This window comes from Amaricoccus sp. W119 (genome assembly GCF_047275745.1).
GTDB lineage: Bacteria > Pseudomonadota > Alphaproteobacteria > Rhodobacterales > Rhodobacteraceae > Amaricoccus.
The window spans coordinates 1-14,861 of record NZ_JBKQWU010000041.1 but is presented as its reverse complement, the minus strand read 5'-3'; the positions used below and the strand labels follow the sequence as shown (position 1 = coordinate 14,861).

Genomic DNA, 14,861 nt, shown 5'->3' with positions numbered 1-14,861 from the left:
GGGGACATACGGGAAGGCACGACCGCGGTAAACCTTGTGTCAACCGAGAGCCACAACCGGAGGAACCGGGAATGCGACCCGAAGGCCGCGCTGCGAACGACTCCCTCTACTTCAGCTATCCGCGTTTCGACGCGCCCGCGGGTGCCGCGCGAAGACGGCTGACCGCGCCCGCCCGGGTCGCCATCGTCGGCGCCGGGCCGGTCGGCATGGTCGCCGCGCTCACCCTCGCCCGCGAGGGGGTGGCCTCGGTGCTCCTCGACAACAAGGACAGCTTCAACGACGGCAGCCGGGCGATCTGCATCGCCCGCTCGAGCTTCCACATCCTCGAGAGCGTCGGCGCCGTCGCGCCCTTCCTCGACAAGGCTCTCGGCTGGACGACGGGCCGCAGCTTCTACCGCGGCACCCAGATCCTCGAATTCGCGATGCCGGACAGCCCGTCCGAGAAGTACCGGCCGATGTACAACCTCCAGCAGCAGTACATCGAGCAGTATCTGTGGGAGGCGATCACGCGCGAGCCCCTGATCGAGACGCGCTGGCGGAGCGAGGTCACCGGCATCGCCGAGGCCGACGACGGCGTCACGCTGACCGTCCGCGACCCGCGGGAGACCTACACCTTCCGCGCCGACTGGCTGCTCGCCGCCGACGGCGCCCGCAGTCCGATCCGGCGGATGAAGGGCCTGCGGCTGAAGGGTGAGAACTATGAGGGCCGCTATGTCATCGCCGACATCCGCATGGCCCATGACTACCCGACGATCCGCCGGGCGCTCTTCGATCCGGCCTGCCGGCCTGGCGGCACGGTGCTCGTGCATCGCCAGCCCGACGACATCTGGCGCATCGACTACCAGCTCGCCGATGGCGAGGACGAGGCGGAGGCGCTGAGGGAGGAGAGCGTCCGGGCGAGTGTCGCCGCCGTGCTCTCCGACCTCGGCGAGACCGGCGACTGGGAGCTCGAATGGTGGAGCGTCTATTCGGCCAACACCCTTCTTCTCGACGACTACCGCCACGGCCGGGTGTTCTTCATCGGCGACAGCGCCCATATCGTGCCGATCTTCGGGGTGCGCGGCCTCAACAACGGTCTGGCCGACGCCCAGAACATCGGCTGGAAACTGGCCTGGGTGCTGAACGGCCGGGCCGGCGAGGCGCTCCTCGACAGCTACACCCCCGAGCGGCGCGGCGCGACGCTCGATGTCTTCGCCAATGCCTCGAAGAGCGCCCGCTTCATGACGCCGCCGACCCGCGGCTGGGCGCTGATGCGCGACGCGGCGCTGTCGCTCGCGCTCGACCATCCCTTCGCCGGGCAACTCGCCAATCCGCGGCAGATGACGCCCTTCACCTATGCCGACAGCCCGGCGGTGCTGCCGGATGATCCGGGCCATGCGGGCGGCGCCGGTGTCAATGTCGGTGTCGATGTCGGTGTTGGCGCCGCGCTCCCCGACGCGCGGGTCGCGGGCGGCCATCTGTCCGACCGGCTGGGCACCGGCTTCGCGCTCGTCTGCTTCGACGAGGCGCTGGCCGCGGCGGTCCGGGATCTGCCGGACGCGCCGGCGGTCGTTTGCCTCCCGCCCGGGTCCGAGGCGGCCGCGGTGCTCGCCGCGGGGCCGCGCGCGGCCTGGCTCGTCCGGCCCGACCGCCATGTGGCGGCGCGCTGGACCGATGCCAGCGCCGGGGCGGTGGCGGAAGCCCTGGCCCTCCTCACCTTTCGTCCCGTGACCGTGGAGGCCTGAGATGCGGAGGCTTGAGATGATGACCGCGCGTGATGTCGAAACGATCTATGAGGCGCTGGCGCTCGGGGTGGACGCCGCCGGCCCGGAGGCCGAGAAGTTTCTCGCCAAGGCGGCGCTGCTCCTCGCCCGCGAACTCGGAGACGCCGCCCGGGCGGTGGCGCTGATCGAAAGCGCCGCCCGGAACCTCGAGGCGCCGACGCGGAGCCCGAGCAACCCGGCCCGAACCGCTCCGGGACCATAGGTCGCCCGCCGGCCAAGGGAGCCTCCGTCCCTGGCTCCCGCGCGGGGAGGCGGAGGCGTAGCACATGCCCCGCGGGTGGAGCCGCGTGGTGAATTCACCGCCGCTCGCGATCGCCTCGCGAACCTCAGCTTTTCCCACGAGGTGATCCGCGCGCGGAATGTCCGGGGTGATCCGGAGCGCCGATCCGGGTTCTTCGACCGGTCTCCCGTCAATCATCTCCGCGCCTCATCCGAGGCGCCGTTCGTCATCGACGAGGACCAGACGCGCCGGCGCGGCGTCGCTCCATCGCCAGAGCACCAGATTCAGATCGGCATCCCCCGCTCCCCTGGCGAAGCTTCGGACCCGCAGGCCGACATATCCGGCGGCGATCAGACGCTCGGCGAGAAGCTGCGTCGGCGCCTTGCCATCGTCCCGCATCCTGACGCGCCAGCCATCCCCGCCAAGATCCGCGGGGCCAAACCCATACTCCCGCGCCGCATCCAGGTTCGTCGCATCGAATACCGGTTCCAGGTCGCCACGATAGGCGACGAGCGTCGTGGGTTGCAGCGTTCCGATCTGGTTGGCCTCCCGGATCGCGGTCATGATCGACAAGGACGTGTAGAGCGCCGGCATGCCTTTCGGATTGAAGCGCCCGCCATGCCGCCGGGCACCCTCGCCCGACAGCGGATCGCGCGCCCATACCGGATTGAGGGCGCGATAGAGGAGGCCTTCGAAGCGCATGCGGATCAGGCGTGCACGCCAGCGTCGACCGCGTCGATATAGTCCATGACCTCCGACGCCCGGCCATCGCGCACGAGCTGCATCGCGGTCAGGCCGTCGAATCCCGCGAGGGGCTCGGACCGGAACCAGGCATAGGCGATCAGGGCCGAGCCGAAGCGGGGTTCGACCCGGTTCAGGATCTCGACCATCTCGCGCAGCCGCTTCTGCGTTCTGGGGCTCGCAACCCGATCCGGCCGCATCACGGCGTCCCGGCCGAGACCCACGGTCCGCGCGACTTCGTCCATGGTCGTGCGCAGCGCCTCGGCGATCCGGCCGGGGGCGAACTGTCCACCTTCAGCGAAACTCTCAAGGCTCATCCACGCCTCCACTCCGATTGACGAACATGATGTCAATCGGAGTGGCAATCAAGACCACGAACGAACCAGAGCGATCCGCCGGCGGCCCAAGGAAGAGCGCGAGGCCACTTGCGCCCTTCCAACTCCGCCATGACCGCCGCCCCGATGGCCATCCCCGCCACGAGGTGTCGCCGAACCATCGGCCATGCCGGCGACACCTCGTTCCGGACGTCACCGGCACGATCAGTGGGCGACGGCGGCGGCGGCGTCGAGACCAGTCTGGGCGCGGACGTACTGCTGGTCGAAAGCCTCGGCTTCGGCTTTCGCCCGGGGGCCATGGTCGAGCTTCGATACCACATAGGCGACCAGGAAGGCCGTTGGCATGGAGAAGAGCGCCGGATTGTCCCAGGGGAAGATCGCCGTGTCGTGCCCAAGCACGGTCTGCCATACCGCCGGTCCGAGGACGACGAGTGTCACCGCGGAGACAAGGCCGGACAGGCCGCCAGCCACCGCGCCTCGGGTGGTGAGACCCTTCCAGTACATCGAGAGTATCAGCACCGGGAAGTTCGACGACGCGGCGATGCCGAAGGCGAGCGCGACGAGAAAGGCCAGGTTCTGGCCCTTGAACAGGATGCCGAGGATCACCGCGACGATTCCGATGCCCACGGTCGCGAGCTTCGTCACACGGATCTCCGACGCTTCCGATGCCTCGCCGCGCTTGATCACGTTGCTGTAGAGGTCGTGACTGACCGCCGCCGCGCCGGCGAGTGCGAGGCCCGACACGACCGCGAGGATCGTGGCGAAGGCGACCGCCGAGAGGAAGCCGAGCAGGAGGTCGCCGCCGACGGCGTTCGCGAGATGCAGCGCCACCATGTTGTCGCCACCGAGGAGCTTGCCGGCGAGATCGCCGCCCTCGAAGAAGGCCGGGTCGGTTCCGACGATGGCGATTCCGGCGAAGCCGAGGATGCAGACGAGCAGGAAGAAGTAGCCGACGAATCCCGCCGCGTAGACGGCGCTCTTTCGGGCCTCGACCGCGTCGGGGACCGTGAAGAACCGCATCAGGATATGCGGCATTCCGAGCAGCCCGAAACAGGCGCCGAGTGCGAGCGAGATCGCCGAGATCGGGTCCTTCATCAATGTCCCGGGTGCCATGATCGCCGCGCCGTCCTTGTGCGTGGCGACGGCGGCCGCGGCGAGGCGCTCGAAGCTGAAGCCGAAATGCGACCAGGCGAGCGCGGCGAGCAGGGTACCGCCGGCGAGGAGGAGGGTGGCCTTGATGATCTGCACCCAGGTCGTCGCGATCATGCCGCCGAAGGCGACATAGACCGTCATCAGGATGCCGACGATAACCACGGCGTAGTTGTAGTCGAGCCCGAACAGAAGCTGGATCAGTTCACCCGCGCCGACCATCTGCACGATCAGGTAGAAGAAGACCACGATCAGCCCGCCGGTCGCGGACAGGATGCGCATGGCACGCGGGTCGAGCCGGTACGAGACGATGTCGGCGAAGGTGAAGCGGCCGAGATTTCGCAGGCGCTCGGCCATCAGGAACAGGAGCACGGGCCAGCCGATGAAGAAGGCGATCGCGTAGACGAAACCGTCGTATCCGCGGAGGAAGATCAGGCTCGTCACCCCGAGCAGCGTCGAGGCCGACATGTAGTCGCCGGCGACCGCGAGCCCGTTCTGGAAACCCGAGATGCCGCCGCCGGCGGTCAGGAAGTCCGACGCCGAGCGGCTTCTCGCGGCCGCCCATCTGGTGATGCCGAGGGTTGCGACCACGAAGGCGAGAAAGATCGCGATCGCGGTCAGGTTCAGCGGCTGCCTTGTGCCGCCCGCGATGGCCTCGGCGAAGGCGGGGGCGGGAAGCGCCGCGAGCGCGGCCGGGAGGATACGGCGGCCGGTCATGCGAGCACCCTCCGGACGACGTTGTTCATCGCGACGCCATCGGCATTGGCGCGGCGGACATAGACGACCGTGCAGAGCCAGGGGATCACGATCGCGGCCGCTCCGAGGGGCCAGGCCACGGTGGTCACGCGTCCGGCACCCAGCGGCGTGGCGAGCACGCCCGGGAAGAATGCGACGAGGACCAGCAGAAACAGGAAGATCGCCATCGTGACGGCGAAGAGCAGCCAGGCAAGGCGGCCGCGCGCCGCCGCGATCCGGACAAATTCCGGATCGCGGCCGACGCGTTCGTATTGGTCGTTGGTCATCGGGATTTCCTCATGTTGTTGGATGTCGTTTCTTCGGAACAAGGCCGGGCCACGGCCCTCGCCGTGATCGGAGGCAGGGCATGGGCGCGGGTGAGCGGAGCGAGCCGATGTGGTCGGCGCCCGGGAAGGAGGAGCGTGACGTGGGGGAGTTCAGTTCGGGGGCGGACCCTCGCGGTTCAGAGGAACATCCGCCGCAGCCGCTTCTTGTCGAGCTTGCCGACGCTCGTCTTAGGGAGTTCCTCGACGATCACGACGCGATCCGGCACCGCGAAGCGCGAGATGAGGCCCCGCGCGGCGAAGTCCCGCAACGTCTCGCGGACCACGTCCTCGTCCAGTTCCACGCCGTCGCGGATCGAGATCACCGCCATGGGCCGTTCGGTCCATTTCGGATCCGGAACGCCGATCACCGCCACCTCGGAGATGCCGGGCACCTTCAGGATCAGGTCCTCGAGTTCGATCGAGGAGACCCATTCGCCGCCGGTCTTGATCACGTCCTTGAGGCGGTCGGTGATCCGAACGTAGCCGTCCTCGCCGATCACCGCGATATCGCCGGTGTGGAGCCATCCGCCGGCCCAGAGCCGTTCGGACCCCTCCGGGTCGTTGAGGTAGCCCTGGGTCAGCCAGGGCGCGCGGACCACGATTTCCCCCTGCGCCACCCCGTCATGGGGCACGTCGCGCATCTCCTCGTCGACGATGCGGAGTTCCATGTTGCGGATCGGCCGGCCGGTGCGGCAACGGATCTCGACCTGCTCGTCGATGCCGAGACCTTCCCATTCGGGCTTCAGATGCGCGACCGCGATGATCGGGCAGGTCTCGGACATGCCATAGCCGGTGAACGGGTCGATCCCCCGTTCCAGCGCCTCCCGGCAGAGTGCCCGTGGCAGGGCGGCGCCGCCGATGATGACCTTCCAGCCCCGGAGATCCACCTCCGCGGCCTTCGGATGCGACATCACCATGCGCAGGATCGTCGGGACACAGTGCGAGAACGTCACCTTCTCGCGGTCGATCAGCTCGAGCAGCGTGTCGGGGGCGAGCTTGCCGGGATAGACCTGTTTCGCGCCGATCATCGTGGCGATGTAGGGAAAGCCCCAGGCATGGACGTGGAACATCGGGGTGATCGGCATGTAGACGTCGGTCGGATTGAACCGGCCGTGGCCGACGCCGCCGAACTCGCCGGCGACGCTCAGCGTGTGGATCACGAGCTGGCGGTGACTGAAGTAGACGCCCTTCGGCAGTCCGGTGGTGCCGGTCGTGTAGAAGGTCGTGGCGCGGGTGTTCTCGTCGAGCTCGGGGAAGTCGAAACCCTCCGCCGCGGCTGCGAGCATCGCCTCGTACTCGGTCACGATGGGCAACGTCGTATCGGTCGGCATGTCGCCGTCGTCGAGCAGGACGAGCGTCGGATTTCCCTCCACCCGATCCCATATCGACTCGAGCACCGGAAGGAACTCGGCGTTGACGAGGATCGCGTCGTCCTTGGCGTGGTTGATCGTGTAGAGGATCTGCTCGGGCGAGAGCCGGATGTTGATGGTATGCAGCACCGCGCCCATCATCGGCACCCCGAAGAAGCACTCGAGGTAGCGGTTGCTGTCCCAGTCCAGAACAGCCACCGTGTCGCCTGGCGCGATGCCGAGCGCCGTCAGGCCGCCCGCGAGCCGTGCGACGCGCTTCTCCAGCTCCAGGTAGGTCAGCCGCCGGTGCCCCGCGTAGACGATCTCCTGCTCCGGTGCCCGGCGCACGCCCGATTCGAGAAGCCGCCGGATCAGGAGCGGGCAGCGATAGGCGGACGGCGTGTGATGAATGAGGCTTGCGGTCATGTCGGTCCTCCCGTGGGGTGCGTCGTCGTTGTGATGCTGGTACGGCGCGGGGCCGGGCGCGGTCGCCGATCAAAGGGTAGGCTCGTCGAGAAAGCCGCGCGGATGCCGGGCGGCCTCCTCGGCGCTCGTCAGCATGAAGAGATGTCTCTGAGGCGGTGGTCATCTCGCGCCCGACCAGATGCGCCAGCCAGCCTGTCCCCTGTCCAAGCCGTCCCATGTCGCGCTCCCGTTTCATCTCCGTCGCCCAGATAGGCGACGGCCGCCTCCCGCCGCCCTTGCGAAAGGATGGAGGCGCTCATCCGGCCCGCTGGCTCGACAAGTCGCGGGGACGCGGTCATGCTCGCCCCCGAGCCAAGAGCAGACCCGGGGCGGAGAGGAACCATGCCCGCGACCGAGCGACCGCGCTCAGCCGACGCGCTCCGGCGCGAGTTCGCCAGAGCCCGTGTCGGCGTGCCGGTACCGCCGGCGCGCCACCTGCCGCGCCAGCGCCTCTACGCCGCCCTCGACGCCCGCCGGCAGGTCACCGTCGTCGCCGCCCCCGCGGGCTTCGGCAAGACCACGCTCCTCGCCGGCTGGCTCGCGGCGACCGGTACCGTCGCACGCGTCGCCTGGCTGGCCTTGGAAGAGGACAGCGACGATCCCCTCACGTTTCTGGGTCAATGGATCGAGGGGATCCGCGCCGTCGAGCCCGACCGCTGCGCGACCGCGGCCTGGCTGCTCCGTCAGGTTCCTGCGGTCGAGGCGCGCACCATCCTCGTCTCGATGCTGAACGAGCTGGCGGAGGCCGGCGGCCGCTGGACCTTCCTCTTCGAGGATCATCACCATGTGACCACGGCGGAGACCCGGGCTCTCCTCGCCTATGCCCTCGAGCATCTGCCGCCCGGACTGGACGCGGTGATCGTCGGGCGCGCCAAGCCCGACCTGCCGCTCGCGCGTTGGCGCGTCGCCGGTCGGCTGACCGAGATCGGACCGGCTGACCTGCGCTTCACCGCCGACGAGGGCGAGACCTTCCTCATCGAGACCATGGCCGCTCCGATTGACACCCGCGGAGCCCGCGCGCTCGAGGCCCGCGCCGAGGGCTGGGTCGCCGGTCTCCAGATGGCCGCTCTCTGGCTGCGAGACCGCGACCACCCGGCCGACGCCGCCAGCCTCGTCGCCTTCGATGGCCAGCACCGCTTCGTCGCCGGCTATCTCGCGGGGGAAGTCTTCGAGAGCCAGAGTCCCGATATCCGCCACTTCCTGAGCGCGACGGCGCTGCTCGACCGCTTCTCCTTTTCCCTGTGCGACGCGCTCCTCGAGCGCGATGATAGCCAGGCGATGATCGACCGCCTGCGCCGCGCGGGGCTGTTCCTCGTCAACCTCGATGACCGCGACGCCTGGTTCCGCTACCATGACCTCTTCCGCGATTTTCTGCTGAGCCGCCTTCCCGCCACCGAGCGACCGCGTCTCCATCGCCGGGCCGCCGACTGGTTCGCCGCGAACGGCCCCCCGGGCGAGGCGATCCGTCACGCAGCCTTGGCCGGCGACGCGGACAGAGCCGCCGCGCTCGTCCGGGACCATGTCGACGGCGCCCTCTCCGCCGGCGAGTTCGCCGCCATCCTGAGCTGGCTCGACCTGCTCCCCGACGCGCTCGTCCGCGGCGAGTCCGACCTCGCCGGCTACAAGGCCTGGCTCCTCTACATGCGCGGCCGCGTCGGCGCGGCGGAGACCTTCGCGGACCTCGATACCGCCACGGACACGGCGGCCTCCGGCCCGCTTCTCGCGTTTCGTGCCTTCCTGGCGATCAACCGCGGCCGGCTCGCCGACGCCGAGACCCTCGCCCGCGCCGCGTACGACCGGCTCGAGGGCTCCGCCTCCTACTATCGCCCCCTGTCGCGGTATCTTCTCGGCACCGCGCAGCGCCTCTCCGGCGCGCGCAAGCCGGCGATGGAGACGCTCCGCGAAGCGGCGAAGCTCGCCGACGCCCTCGGCAACCCGATGGTCCGGCTGGAGGCGACGGGCGATCTCGCCCTCCTCCACCACGCGAGAGGCGATCTCCGCGAGGCCAGCAAGCTCGCCGAGGCGGCGTTGCGGGAGGATGCCGCCGCCGGCGACCGCGCGGGCGCCGCCGCCGGTCTGCTGCGCATCCGCCTCGGCCAGTTCCTCTACGACGCGAACGCGCTCGCCCGCGCGCGCGCCGAGACCGAGCAGGGGATCGCGCTCGCCAAAGCCCTGGGCCAGTCCGTCTATGTCTGCCTCGGCCAACGCCAGCTCGCGCGCATCGTGCATGCCCAGGGCGACGGCGCCGCCGCGCTGGATTTCCTCGCCTCCGCCCGCGAGATCGCCGAGCACCTCGAAAGTCCGCGCCACCGCCGGCAGATCGACGTGACCGCCGCCGACTTCGCGGTGCGCGACGGAGATCCGGCCGCGGCTCGCCGCCTTGTCGGCCGTTCCGCCGAATCCGTCCCGCCGACAAGCCGCGAGCGCCTGGTCGAAGCCCGGCTGCTCCTCGCCGAAGGCCGTGCCCAGGCCGCCGACGCCATCCTCGGCGAGCTGGAACAGGCGTCCCGCCAGGACGGTGGCCTGGGCGCGCTGATCGAGCCGCTCGCGCTGCGCGCCCGGGTCGCCGCCACGCGCGGCGACCCGGGGCGCGCGGCCCGCCTGATGGCCGAGGCCGCGGCGCTGGCGGTTCCGGCGGGCTTCATCCGCCCGCTGCTCGACGAGGGGCGGGAGGCGATCGCGCTGCTCGAGGCGATCGCCGAGACCTCACCTCACGCCCGCGGGTTCCTGCGCGGCCTTCGCGGCATCGACGCGCCCGCCGCCGCCACCGCCGACGCGACCGCGGAGGATCTTCTGACGGACGCCGAGAATGGCGTTCTCCGCCTGCTGGCCGAGGGTCGTCGGAACCGCGAGATCGCCGAGGCCTTCGGCATCTCGGTTGGCACCACGAAATGGCACGTCCACAACATCTACCAGAAGCTCGAAGTCAATGGCCGCACCGCGGCCGTCCACCGCGCCCGCCAGCTTGGCCTGATCTGATCGCCCTGTTTCCACGGACCCAACCCTTGGATAGGGGCCAACTCGCGGCGCTTCCTCCAGATGTCACGTCACCGGGGCCGGGATGCGCCCCAGACAAGGGATGGAAACAATGGACGGAACTCTCACCGACCAGGCCGGTCAGGCGGCGATCTTCCCCGATCTCCGGGGCCGGACCGCGCTCGTCACCGGCGCCTTCAGCGGTCTGGGCCGCGATATCGCGCGGACGCTCGCCCGTGCCGGGGTCCGCGTCGCGCTCGCCGGGCGGCGTCTCGAACAGGGTGAGGCCGCTCTCGCCGAGATCGAGGCGGCGGGCGGCGCTGGCACCGTCGTGGCGCTCGACGTTCAGGACACCGCCTCCATAGAGGCGGCCTTCGACACGGCGTCGGCCGCGCTCGGCCCCGTCGGCATCGTCGTCAACAATGCCGGCATCGCCGTCACGGCTCCGGCATTCGACGTGACCGGCGAGGACTGGTCCCGCGTCCTCGACACCAACTTGACCGGTGCCTGGCGCGTCGCCCAGTCCGCGGGCCGCCGGATGCGCGACACCGGCCAAGGCGGCGGCATCATCAACATCGCCTCGATCCTCGGCCTGCGGGTCTCCCAGCAGGTGCCGGCCTACGCCGCCGCCAAGGCCGGGCTTATCCACCTCACCCGGGCCCTGGCGCTCGAATGGGCCCGCCACGGCATCCGTGTGAATGCGATCGCCCCGGGTTATATCGAGACCGGCATCAACCGCGCGTTCTTCGCATCCGAGCCCGGACAGGCCCTCATCCGTCGCGTGCCCCAGCGCCGGCTCGGGCAGGCGCGTGACCTCGACGGCCCGCTTCTGCTCCTCGCCTCCGACGCCTCCGCCTTCATGACCGGCACCGTGATCCCGGTCGATGGCGGCCACAGCATCAACTCGCTCTGAAGGTTCTCCCCATGGATTTTTCCCTTTCCCCCGAGATCGCGGAGACCCGCGACAAGGTCCGCGCCTTCGTTCGCGAGCATATCCTGCCCGTCGAAGCCGACCCCGGCGCCCGCGACGACCACGAGAACATCTCCGAGGCCGTGCTCGCCTCCCTGCGCGACAAGGTCCGCGACGCCGGGCTCTGGGCGCCGCAGATGCCCCGGGCCCGCGGCGGGCTCGGTTTGCCGGTGGTCGGGATGGCCGCGCTCTACGAGGAAATGAACTACTCCATCTTCGGCCCCGCCTGTTTCAACGCTTCCGCTCCCGATGACGGCAACATGATCGTGCTCGAGAAGGTCGCGACCGAGGCCCAGAAGGCTCGCTGGCTGCAACCCATCATCGACGGGAAGGTGCGCTCCGCCTTCGCGATGACCGAACCCGCCCCGGGCTCCGGCTCCGATCCCTCGATGATGCTGACCCGCGCGGAACGCCACGGTGACGGCTGGCGTGTCCACGGCCGCAAGTGGTTCATCTCCGGCGCCGACGGGGCCGAGCACTTCATCCTGATCGCCCGAACCTCCGACGACCCGCGCCGCGGCCTCTCGGCCTTCCTGTTCCACAAGGACCAGCCCGGCTGGGAGATCGTCCGCCGTATCCCGATCATGGGTCCCGAGGAACATGGCGGCCACTGCGAGATCGTCTTCGACGGGCTCGAGATCCCCGACGAGAACCGTCTGATGGAGGTCGGCGACGGCCTGCGTCTGACCCAGATCCGCCTCGGCACCGCGCGGCTCACCCACTGCATGCGCTGGCTCGGCCTCGCCAAGCGCTCGCTCGCGATCGCCCGCGACTATGTCGAACGCCGCGAATCCGGCGGCATCCGCCTGATCGACCGGGAGAGCGTGCGGACCAAGCTCGGCGAGGTCGCGATGCAGATCGAGATCGGCCGCCTGCTGACCATGCGCGCCGCCTGGGCCCTCGACCGGGGCGGCTTCGCCCGCAAGGAGGTGTCGATGGCCAAGGTCGTCGTCTCCGAGACGCTGCACGCCGCCGTCGACCTTGCGATTCAGCTCAACGGCGCTCGTGGCTATTCGAAGGATACCCCGCTCGAATGGATCTACCGCTACGCCCGCCAGGCACGCCTCGTCGATGGCGCGTCGGAAGTCCACAAGATGGTTCTCTCCCGCTTCCTGGTGAAGGAAGGCGATGATTTCTGGAGCTGGTCATGACCAAGACGTCCACGCCCGCGCCCACATCCACGCCCACATCCACGCCGGCCCCCGGTGAGACGACGGGCGACTTCGACACGGGCTCCCTCGCCGCGCTGCTGCGCGACCGCGGTCTGATCGGCCGCGGGCCGCTCGAGGTCACCCGCCTCACCGGCGGCCAGTCGAATCCGACCTATCGGCTGACCGCCGGTTCGCGCCGCTATGTCCTGCGCAAGAAGCCGCCGGGCCAGCTGCTCAAGTCCGCGCATGCCATCGACCGCGAATACCGCGTCATCGCCGCCCTGCGGGGGACAGACGTGCCGGTCCCCGCCGCTCATTTCTATGAGGAGGATGCGAGCATCGTCGGCACGCCCTTCTACGTCATGGATTTTCTCGACGGCCGCGTGCTCATGGACCAGTCGCTGCCCGGTCTCGCGCGCGAGGATCGCGCGCCGATCTACCGCGAAATGAACCGGGTGATCGCCGCCCTGCATTCGATCGATCACGAAGCGGTCGGACTCGGCGACTATGGCCGGGTGGGCAACTACTTCGCCCGCCAGATCGACCGCTGGGGCCGCCAGGTCCGCGACTATCGCGAAGGCGAGGAGCGCATCGACGCCCTCGACGCCCTCGCCGGCTGGCTCCCCGAGCACGTCCCGCCGGGAGACGCGACGCGGCTCGTCCATGGCGACTACCGCCTCGACAACCTCGTCTTCCACCCGATCGAGCCTCGGGCGATCGGCCTTCTGGACTGGGAGCTTTCGACCCTCGGTCATCCGCTGGCCGATTTCTCCTACAATTGCCTCGGCTGGCACATTCCGGCCGAGCTCTGGCGCGGTATCGGCGGTCTCGACCTCGCCGCCCTCGGCATTCCCGACGAGCGGACCTACGTCGGCTGGTATGCCAGGGAGAGCAGCGGCGGCCCGATCGATCACTGGGACTTCTACCTCGCCTACAACCTCTTCCGACTCGCCGCGATCATGCAGGGCATCGCCCGTCGCGCGCGCGACGGCAACGCCGCCGCCGCCGACGCCATCGAGACCGGGAAGAAGGCGAGACCGCTGGCGGAGCTCGGATGGCAATACGCGCTGCGCCACGACGCCGCGTCGAGCGCCTGAAGGGGAGCGGACGATCTCCATGAACATGAGTCTTGGATATGTCCGCGGGGTCCGTTCGCGTCGCACGGCGCCCTTTCCGGGCGCCTCCGACGATCTCGCAGCCGATCTCGAACCGGTCATGACGGGCCATGTCGCGCTGTCGGGAGCGCTCGCTACCAGCGATCGCGCCTGGGATGCCGAACCGGCAGGTACAGGTGAGCCGGCGGTCAGGCGCCCCGTGGCGGCAATTCAGCCCGTGTACCAGGCTCGCAAGGAGCGCGGGGGTTGGAAATCCGGCCCTTCACGGATCAAGATCGGCGCCAATCACTGGTCCATCGTCAGGGAACTCCCCCACTGGCGCCGGGAAGCCGTAAAGTTAATTCCTGTCCGAACAAGCTTCAGCGAGGTTATCATGTGCGATGAGCGTTTCCGGCAAGAAGCCGACTCCCGATCCGGCAGAGGAGATGCGTTCTTTCCGTCACAATATTCCCTGAGCCGGTCACCTCACCCAAGACGGATCTGAGCGGAGACGACTATCCTGTTCCCTACGCGGGTGGAAAAAGGGTGCTGAAGATCGGCGCGGACGAGCGCTATCTGCTTACGGACAACCGCACGTTCTTCTCGACCGGAAACACCCGGTGGAGATGCTGCTGCCGATGTGCCACCTCGACACGGCGGGTTTCGCCTTCGACGTAGCGACGGGGTCGGGCAATCCGGTGAAATTCGAATACTGGGCCATGCCTTCGGAAGACGCGGAGGTGAAGGTCGTCCTTTCGCCAAGTATCATTCCCGGTTCAAGCAGCCGATGAAGCTTTCCGAGGTGATCGGGAATGGCCTCGACGACTATGTCGCCGTCATCGTGCCCGGTGGCCATGGTACCCTGATCGGACTTCCTGAGAGCGCGGCGTTGTACCGCCCCCGGATCCTGAGACACCCGATTGCGATGCGGCCAGCGGGATCGTGTCCATCTGGTCGCGTCGGAACTGGGCTGGCGAGCGGTGTCCGTGCCGCTCGATCAGCCAGTTTTCGTTGTAGGTCCGCCGGAAGTCGATCAGGGCGAGGCGGAGCTCCTCGACGGTCCGGAAGATCGTGATCCAGAGCAGGTTCTCCTTGAGCGTCCGGATGAACCGCTCGGCGCAGCCGTTGCCCTCGGGCGCCCGGATGAAGGCTGGCGATGACGTAGCTCCGAGCCAGGCGATCCTCCTTCTGGAAATCGCGGGACATGTATTGGCTTCCGTGATCGTGGCGAATGGCGAGGGCCGAGGCCGCGCCCTTCCCGACACCACCGAGGCGCTCGGTCACGCCTTGCCGGATCGGCTCCAGCGCCTCATGGCGGGTGCCGTGGAGCGCGGCATGAATGCCGACGCATTCCGCCGAGCAGTGGTCGACGACGGCGACGAAGACGGCGACCTGGCCGTGCTCGAGGGTGAAGGCAGCGGTCATGTCGGTTCCCCGCATGCTGTCGATGGCCTCCGGGATGATCGTGCCGTCATGAGTGCGCGGCCCGCGAGGGCAGCCCACGCGGGTCGTGGCCTGAAGGCCGTTCTCCCGCATCAGGCGGCGCACCCGCTCCGTCGAGGTGCGCAAGCCCTGGCGACGCAGCCG

General features: G+C 69.1%; 12 protein-coding genes and 1 pseudogene. 7 read left to right on the top strand and 6 right to left on the bottom strand.

Annotated elements, in window-relative coordinates; genetic code table 11:
- The first annotated feature begins 71 nt into the window (after positions 1–71).
- Together ACLJK8_RS16535 and ACLJK8_RS16530 are read left to right on the top strand one after the other, a co-directional pair.
- The gene (locus tag ACLJK8_RS16535) at positions 72–1,724 is read left to right on the top strand and encodes an FAD-dependent monooxygenase (protein WP_413151450.1); all 1,653 of its coding nucleotides are present in this window, start codon (positions 72–74) and stop codon (positions 1,722–1,724) included.
- A 16-nt stretch (positions 1,725–1,740) separates the two neighbouring features.
- Complete coding sequence (locus ACLJK8_RS16530) at positions 1,741–1,965, top strand: hypothetical protein (protein WP_413151449.1); 225 nt, start codon at positions 1,741–1,743, stop codon at positions 1,963–1,965.
- Between the two features lie 225 nt (positions 1,966–2,190).
- Here ACLJK8_RS16530 and ACLJK8_RS16525 read toward each other — a convergent pair whose 3' ends face one another.
- From ACLJK8_RS16525 to ACLJK8_RS16505, 5 genes are all read right to left on the bottom strand, one after another.
- Positions 2,191–2,685, bottom strand: a complete 495-nt coding sequence (locus ACLJK8_RS16525) for an RES family NAD+ phosphorylase (protein WP_413151448.1) — start codon at positions 2,683–2,685, stop codon at positions 2,191–2,193.
- Positions 2,686–2,690: 5 nt separating this feature from the next.
- The gene (locus tag ACLJK8_RS16520; protein ID WP_413151447.1) at positions 2,691–3,041 is read right to left on the bottom strand and encodes an antitoxin Xre/MbcA/ParS toxin-binding domain-containing protein; all 351 of its coding nucleotides are present in this window, start codon (positions 3,039–3,041) and stop codon (positions 2,691–2,693) included.
- A gap of 222 nt (positions 3,042–3,263) precedes the next feature.
- Positions 3,264–4,925, bottom strand: a complete 1,662-nt coding sequence (gene actP / locus ACLJK8_RS16515; RefSeq protein ID WP_413151446.1) for a cation/acetate symporter ActP — start codon at positions 4,923–4,925, stop codon at positions 3,264–3,266.
- On the bottom strand, positions 4,922–5,230 hold the full coding sequence (locus ACLJK8_RS16510) for a DUF485 domain-containing protein (RefSeq protein ID WP_413151445.1): 309 nt from the start codon (positions 5,228–5,230) through the stop codon (positions 4,922–4,924). The genes actP and ACLJK8_RS16510 overlap by 4 nt, the downstream gene beginning before the upstream one ends.
- 176 nt (positions 5,231–5,406) lie before the next feature.
- The gene (locus ACLJK8_RS16505) at positions 5,407–7,044 is read right to left on the bottom strand and encodes a fatty acid--CoA ligase (RefSeq protein WP_413151444.1); all 1,638 of its coding nucleotides are present in this window, start codon (positions 7,042–7,044) and stop codon (positions 5,407–5,409) included.
- Positions 7,045–7,425: 381 nt separating this feature from the next.
- Between ACLJK8_RS16505 and ACLJK8_RS16500 the strand changes: the two genes are divergently transcribed.
- The 5 genes from ACLJK8_RS16500 (at position 7,426) to ACLJK8_RS16480 (ending at position 14,065) form a co-directional block, all read left to right on the top strand.
- On the top strand, positions 7,426–10,062 hold the full coding sequence (locus ACLJK8_RS16500) for a LuxR C-terminal-related transcriptional regulator (protein WP_413151443.1): 2,637 nt from the start codon (positions 7,426–7,428) through the stop codon (positions 10,060–10,062).
- Between the two features lie 109 nt (positions 10,063–10,171).
- Positions 10,172–10,972, top strand: a complete 801-nt coding sequence (locus ACLJK8_RS16495) for an SDR family NAD(P)-dependent oxidoreductase (RefSeq protein ID WP_413151442.1) — start codon at positions 10,172–10,174, stop codon at positions 10,970–10,972.
- Positions 10,973–10,983: 11 nt separating this feature from the next.
- Positions 10,984–12,180, top strand: coding sequence for an acyl-CoA dehydrogenase family protein (locus ACLJK8_RS16490; RefSeq protein WP_413151441.1), 1,197 nt, complete (start codon positions 10,984–10,986; stop codon positions 12,178–12,180).
- Positions 12,177–13,277: a phosphotransferase gene (locus ACLJK8_RS16485; protein ID WP_413151440.1), complete on the top strand. Its 1,101-nt coding sequence runs from the start codon at positions 12,177–12,179 to the stop codon at positions 13,275–13,277. The genes ACLJK8_RS16490 and ACLJK8_RS16485 overlap by 4 nt, the downstream gene beginning before the upstream one ends.
- 617 nt (positions 13,278–13,894) lie before the next feature.
- A complete protein-coding gene (locus ACLJK8_RS16480) occupies positions 13,895–14,065 on the top strand; it encodes a hypothetical protein (protein WP_413151439.1) in 171 nt (56 codons plus the stop codon).
- A 135-nt stretch (positions 14,066–14,200) separates the two neighbouring features.
- Here the strand turns inward: ACLJK8_RS16480 and ACLJK8_RS16475 are convergent.
- Positions 14,201–14,861 (bottom strand): annotated as a pseudogene (locus ACLJK8_RS16475) (transposase); the annotation flags it as partial.

Excerpts from the sequence above, each read along its gene's own strand:
- ACLJK8_RS16495 (WP_413151442.1), top strand. The coding sequence starts at position 10,172 with ATGGACGGAACTCTCACCGACCAGGCCGGTCAGGCGGCGATCTTCCCC.
- ACLJK8_RS16485 (WP_413151440.1), top strand. The coding sequence starts at position 12,177 with ATGACCAAGACGTCCACGCCCGCGCCCACATCCACGCCCACATCCACG.
- ACLJK8_RS16530 (WP_413151449.1), top strand. The coding sequence starts at position 1,741 with ATGATGACCGCGCGTGATGTCGAAACGATCTATGAGGCGCTGGCGCTC.
- ACLJK8_RS16505 (WP_413151444.1), bottom strand. The coding sequence starts at position 7,044 with ATGACCGCAAGCCTCATTCATCACACGCCGTCCGCCTATCGCTGCCCG.
- actP (WP_413151446.1), bottom strand. The coding sequence starts at position 4,925 with ATGACCGGCCGCCGTATCCTCCCGGCCGCGCTCGCGGCGCTTCCCGCC.
- ACLJK8_RS16500 (WP_413151443.1), top strand. The coding sequence starts at position 7,426 with ATGCCCGCGACCGAGCGACCGCGCTCAGCCGACGCGCTCCGGCGCGAG.
- ACLJK8_RS16535 (WP_413151450.1), top strand. The coding sequence starts at position 72 with ATGCGACCCGAAGGCCGCGCTGCGAACGACTCCCTCTACTTCAGCTAT.
- ACLJK8_RS16490 (WP_413151441.1), top strand. The coding sequence starts at position 10,984 with ATGGATTTTTCCCTTTCCCCCGAGATCGCGGAGACCCGCGACAAGGTC.
- ACLJK8_RS16525 (WP_413151448.1), bottom strand. The coding sequence starts at position 2,685 with ATGCGCTTCGAAGGCCTCCTCTATCGCGCCCTCAATCCGGTATGGGCG.
- ACLJK8_RS16510 (WP_413151445.1), bottom strand. The coding sequence starts at position 5,230 with ATGACCAACGACCAATACGAACGCGTCGGCCGCGATCCGGAATTTGTC.
- ACLJK8_RS16520 (WP_413151447.1), bottom strand. The coding sequence starts at position 3,041 with ATGAGCCTTGAGAGTTTCGCTGAAGGTGGACAGTTCGCCCCCGGCCGG.